This window comes from Paraburkholderia sp. (assembly GCF_049581445.1).
Taxonomy (GTDB): domain Bacteria; phylum Pseudomonadota; class Gammaproteobacteria; order Burkholderiales; family Burkholderiaceae; genus Paraburkholderia.
The window spans coordinates 1-4,374 of the sequence record NZ_JBAURZ010000255.1 but is presented as its reverse complement, the minus strand read 5'-3'; the positions used below and the strand labels follow the sequence as shown (position 1 = coordinate 4,374).

Here is a 4,374-nt window from a genome sequence, read left to right as displayed (position 1 = left end):
GACTAGCGCCGACAGCGCGCCCATCGCCGCGACCGCCGCGAACTTGCCGCCGGAACGCCCCTGCGATGCGCGTTGCGCGCCGTCTTGCCAGCGCTGCGGGAGAGCAATGTCGTAGCCCGCGATGAGCGTTACTGCAAAAGCTGTCAAGAGAACACCAAATGCGCCTAGCACCCACGGGTTCTGCAACCAGGCACCCAGGCTTTGGCCGACCAGTGCAGCAGCAATCCCCAAGGCTGTGTAGACCAGGGCCATGCCGATGACATACGCGAGGGACAACGCAAAGCCGCGGCCCCGTGTAACCGTCGACCCTTCGCCGATGATGATGGCGGACAGGATCGGGATCATCGGATACGAGCAAGGCAGCAGACTCAGCACCGCACCGGCGACGAAGAACAGACCGATGACGGCGAGAAAGTTGCCGCCCTGCAGGAGCGACTGCGCGTAGTCAGCGCTGGTGGTTTTCTCGTACCACGACGATGGCGTCGCTGCGGTGGAATTGGCGGCGGTCTGTCCTACGCCCCCAGCGTTTCCATTATCCGTAGCAGCGTGCAGTGCAGCGCCATCCACGTGGTACACCCGCTCCATTGGCGGATAGCAAATGCCCGCGTCCGCGCAACCTTGGGAGGTGACCGCGAGATCGAATGGGCCAGCCGCCTGCTTGACCGAAATCCGGATCGTCAACTCGTCGCGATAGGTCTCGACGTTTTTCGCGAAGGTCGTATCGAACTTGACGTGGCCCGGCGGTATCTGCGGATCGCCGATCGTAGCCGTGCCATTGCGGGTAGCGAAGACGAACCGCTCACGGTACATGTAGTACCCATTTGCAATCTTGTAGTGAACGAGGATTTCGCCGGGCTGCTCGGTGGCGCTGAACTTGAACGCGACCGCTGGATCCAGAAAATCGTCGGCTGCGCGGGCGGCGCCCATTCCCCCGCTGAGCAGCAAAACGAGCAAACATGAGACGAGGACAACGAGCGCTCGCAGCGCCTCTTTGGGCAGCCGATATAGACCGTTAAACATGAACAGGGCGTTGAGTTTCAGTAATAACCCACTGGCCGTAGGCCGCAGAGGCCGTCGCTTGCCACGAGAGGATTTCGGGGGTGTCATACGGGTGATGGCTCTGGATGAACTGTTCGAGTTCAGGCGCCCGCGCGACGCTGGTTTTGAAGAGTAACTGAATCTCGTCGGCAGATTCGACCTGGCCCTGCCAGTGATAACTCGAGTGCACGGGTCCTTGCCGACTAACACACGCCGCAAGGCGCGCCGCGAGCGCCTGCTCCGCCAGCTTCTGGGCCACGACTGCGTCGGGCACAGTCGTCAGCATCAAGATCAGATTCACACTCACAGACAACTCCGGCGAGACGGAAAATACGTGCCACTATCGTATCACCTGCCTTGATGCGTCGCTGACGGCGCCCGGCCACTGCTCCAAACGCTCATGCGAGCCTTTGTCGCGGAAAGACAAAAAGGCCAGGCATTTGCCTGGCCTTTTTGCCGACGCGGGAAGCTTATTCAGCTTCTTGCACTTCAACTTCCTCGACTTCCGGACGGTCCATCAGTTCGACCAGTGCCATCGGTGCGTTGTCGCCGACGCGGAAACCGAACTTCAGGATGCGCAGATAGCCACCCGGACGGTTCGCGAAGCGCGGGCCCAGCACGTCGAACAGCTTCGAGACCGAGTCACGATCGCGAAGACGGTTGAATGCCAGACGGCGATTAGCCAGCGACGGCTTCTTGCCGAGCGTGATCAGCGGCTCGACAACTTTACGGAGTTCCTTCGCTTTCGGCAGCGTCGTCTTGATGACTTCGTGCTCGATCAGCGAGTTGGACATGTTACGGAGCATTGCCAGACGGTGGCTGCTCGTGCGGTTCAGTTTCCGCAAACCATGACGGTGACGCATGTTAATTCCTTCGATTCAAAGTTTTGGTCCAGCTCTTCTATCGCGCTCGGCTAACCGTTAGGTTGGCGAGGGCACGGGCCGGTAGTTAAAAAAGGCAAGACGCGGATTTTAAAGGAAAATCCGCGTCTTGACCAGTCAGGCAGCGGGTAGCTTTCGTCCCGGATGACTGCTCGAGTTACTTGTCCAACCCAGCGGGCGGCCAGTTCTCGAGTTTCATGCCGAGCGTCAGACCACGCGACGCCAATACTTCCTTGATTTCGTTCAGCGACTTGCGACCCAGATTCGGGGTCTTGAGCAGCTCGTTTTCCGTGCGCTGGATCAGGTCGCCGATGTAGTAAATGTTCTCAGCCTTCAGGCAGTTCGCGGAACGAACCGTGAGTTCGAGATCATCCACCGGACGCAGCAGGATCGGATCGATCTGCGGCGCGCGCGACGGCGCTTCCGCCGTTGCTTCAGTGCCTTCCAGTGCAGCGAACACCGACAGCTGATCAACCAGAATGCGGGCCGATTGACGGATCGCTTCTTCCGGCGAAATCACACCGTTGGTTTCGATGTTCATCACGAGCTTGTCGAGGTCAGTACGCTGTTCGACACGCGCGCTTTCCACTGCATAGCTCACGCGGCGGACCGGCGAGAATGAAGCGTCCAGCACGATACGACCGATGATCTTGGCCGACTCTTCGCCGTAACGACGGACGTTACCCGGCACGTAGCCACGGCCCTTTTCGACCTTGATCTGCACGTCGAGCTTGCCGCCCTTCGACAGATGTGCGATCACGTGATCCGGATTGATCACTTCGCAATCGTGCGCGAGTTCGATGTCGCCAGCGGTGACAACGCCTTCGCCTTCCTTGCGCAGCGTAACCGTCACTTCGTCACGGTTATGAAGCTTGAACACCACGCCCTTCAGGTTCAACAACAGGTTGACCACGTCCTCTTGCACACCGTCGAGCGTCGAATACTCATGAACGACGCCTGCGATCGTCACTTCGGTCGGCGCATAGCCGATCATCGACGACAGCAGCACGCGCCGAAGCGCGTTACCCAAGGTGTGGCCGTAACCGCGTTCAAACGGTTCCATGACCACTTTCGCATGGCTCTCACCAAGCGATTCAACCGCGATGATCTTGGGCTTCAACAAACTGGTTTGCATAGGTTTTCCTTTTCAATACCCTCGGCTCGTTACACCGATAAGGCTGACCGGTAACAACCTGAAAATAAACAGCCGAGGCGCCCCCTTGCGCGACGCAATCAGGGTGCCCCGGCCGTCAATCCGATTACCGCGAATACAATTCGACGATCAGGCTTTCGTTGATATCGCCAGCGATGTCGCTGCGTTCCGGCTTCTGCTTGAACGTGCCTTCGAATTTCTTCGAATCGACAGCGACCCAGCTTGCCAGACCGCCTTGCTCAGCCAAGGACAGCGCTTCGACGATACGCGCTTGCTTCTTCGACTGTTCGCGGACAGCGACGACGTCGCCTGCCTTAACTTGCATCGACGGGATGTTCGACACTACGCCGTTCACCATGATCGCCTTGTGGCCCACGAGTTGACGTGCTTCAGCGCGCGTCGAACCGAAACCCATGCGATACACGACGTTGTCGAGACGCGACTCGAGCAGTTGCAGCAGGTTTTCACCCGTGTTGCCCTTGAGGCGGTCGGCTTCAGCGAAGTAACGGCGGAACTGACGCTCGAGCACACCGTAGATGCGCTTCACTTTTTGCTTTTCGCGCAGTTGCGTGCCGTAGTCGGACGTACGGGCACCCGAGGTGCGGCCATGTTGGCCAGGCTTGCTGTCAAGCTTGCACTTGTCAGCGAGCGAACGACGGGCGCTCTTCAGGAAGAGGTCAGTGCCTTCACGGCGGGACAGCTTGGCCTTAGGGCCGATATAACGTGCCACGTTGATTCCTTCATTGATTAATCACGTGAACTCGCGTTCACGCTAGTCCGAACCCTTTGGGCCGAACAGTGGGCTTAGTCAATTCAATAACGCAAGCAGCCCGTCGTCGCCGGCACACTACCCGGCGGCAACAGGCGCAAGCGAAAGCGCGTCTTAGATACGACGACGCTTCGGCGGACGGCAGCCGTTGTGCGGTACCGGCGTCACGTCGGAGATCGCGGTGATCTTGATACCAAGACCATGCAATGCACGCACCGCGGACTCACGGCCAGGGCCAGGGCCCTTGATCCGCACTTCGAGGTTCTTTACGCCGTATTCCATCGCCACGCGGCCAGCCGATTCGGCTGCCACCTGAGCTGCAAACGGGGTCGATTTACGCGAACCCTTGAAGCCCTGACCACCCGACGTTGCCCAAGCAAGTGCATTGCCTTGACGATCGGTGATCGTGATGATGGTGTTGTTGAACGACGCGTGAACGTGAACCACGCCCTCGGCGACGTTCTTCTTGACCTTCTTGCGAACGCGTTGCGCCGCGGAGTTGTTCGAAGCCTTAGCCATTACGTTTTCCTGTA

At 59.0% G+C, this 4,374-nt stretch carries 6 protein-coding genes; all 6 read right to left on the bottom strand.

What is annotated here, in order from left to right; all coding sequences use genetic code 11:
• A partial coding sequence (locus WCA85_RS21690) for a protein-disulfide reductase DsbD domain-containing protein (protein WP_424066924.1) occupies window positions 1-1,020 on the bottom strand: 1,020 nt, incomplete at its 3' end.
• Window positions 1,013-1,324, bottom strand: a complete 312-nt coding sequence (gene cutA / locus WCA85_RS21685) for a divalent-cation tolerance protein CutA (RefSeq protein WP_424066925.1) — start codon at window positions 1,322-1,324, stop codon at window positions 1,013-1,015. The genes cutA and WCA85_RS21690, both read right to left, overlap by 8 nt.
• A 184-nt stretch (window positions 1,325-1,508) precedes the next feature.
• On the bottom strand, window positions 1,509-1,901 hold the full coding sequence (gene rplQ, locus WCA85_RS21680; protein WP_074262693.1) for a 50S ribosomal protein L17: 393 nt from the start codon (window positions 1,899-1,901) through the stop codon (window positions 1,509-1,511).
• 175 nt (window positions 1,902-2,076) lie between these two features.
• Window positions 2,077-3,054 carry a DNA-directed RNA polymerase subunit alpha gene (locus tag WCA85_RS21675; RefSeq protein WP_006052226.1) on the bottom strand — a complete coding sequence of 326 codons (978 nt, stop codon included), beginning with the start codon at window positions 3,052-3,054 and terminating at the stop codon, window positions 2,077-2,079.
• Window positions 3,055-3,178: 124 nt separating this feature from the next.
• Window positions 3,179-3,802, bottom strand: a complete 624-nt coding sequence (gene rpsD, locus WCA85_RS21670) for a 30S ribosomal protein S4 (protein ID WP_424066923.1) — start codon at window positions 3,800-3,802, stop codon at window positions 3,179-3,181.
• Between the two features lie 153 nt (window positions 3,803-3,955).
• Window positions 3,956-4,360, bottom strand: a complete 405-nt coding sequence (gene rpsK, locus WCA85_RS21665) for a 30S ribosomal protein S11 (protein WP_006052224.1) — start codon at window positions 4,358-4,360, stop codon at window positions 3,956-3,958.
• Window positions 4,361-4,374 lie beyond the last annotated feature (14 nt).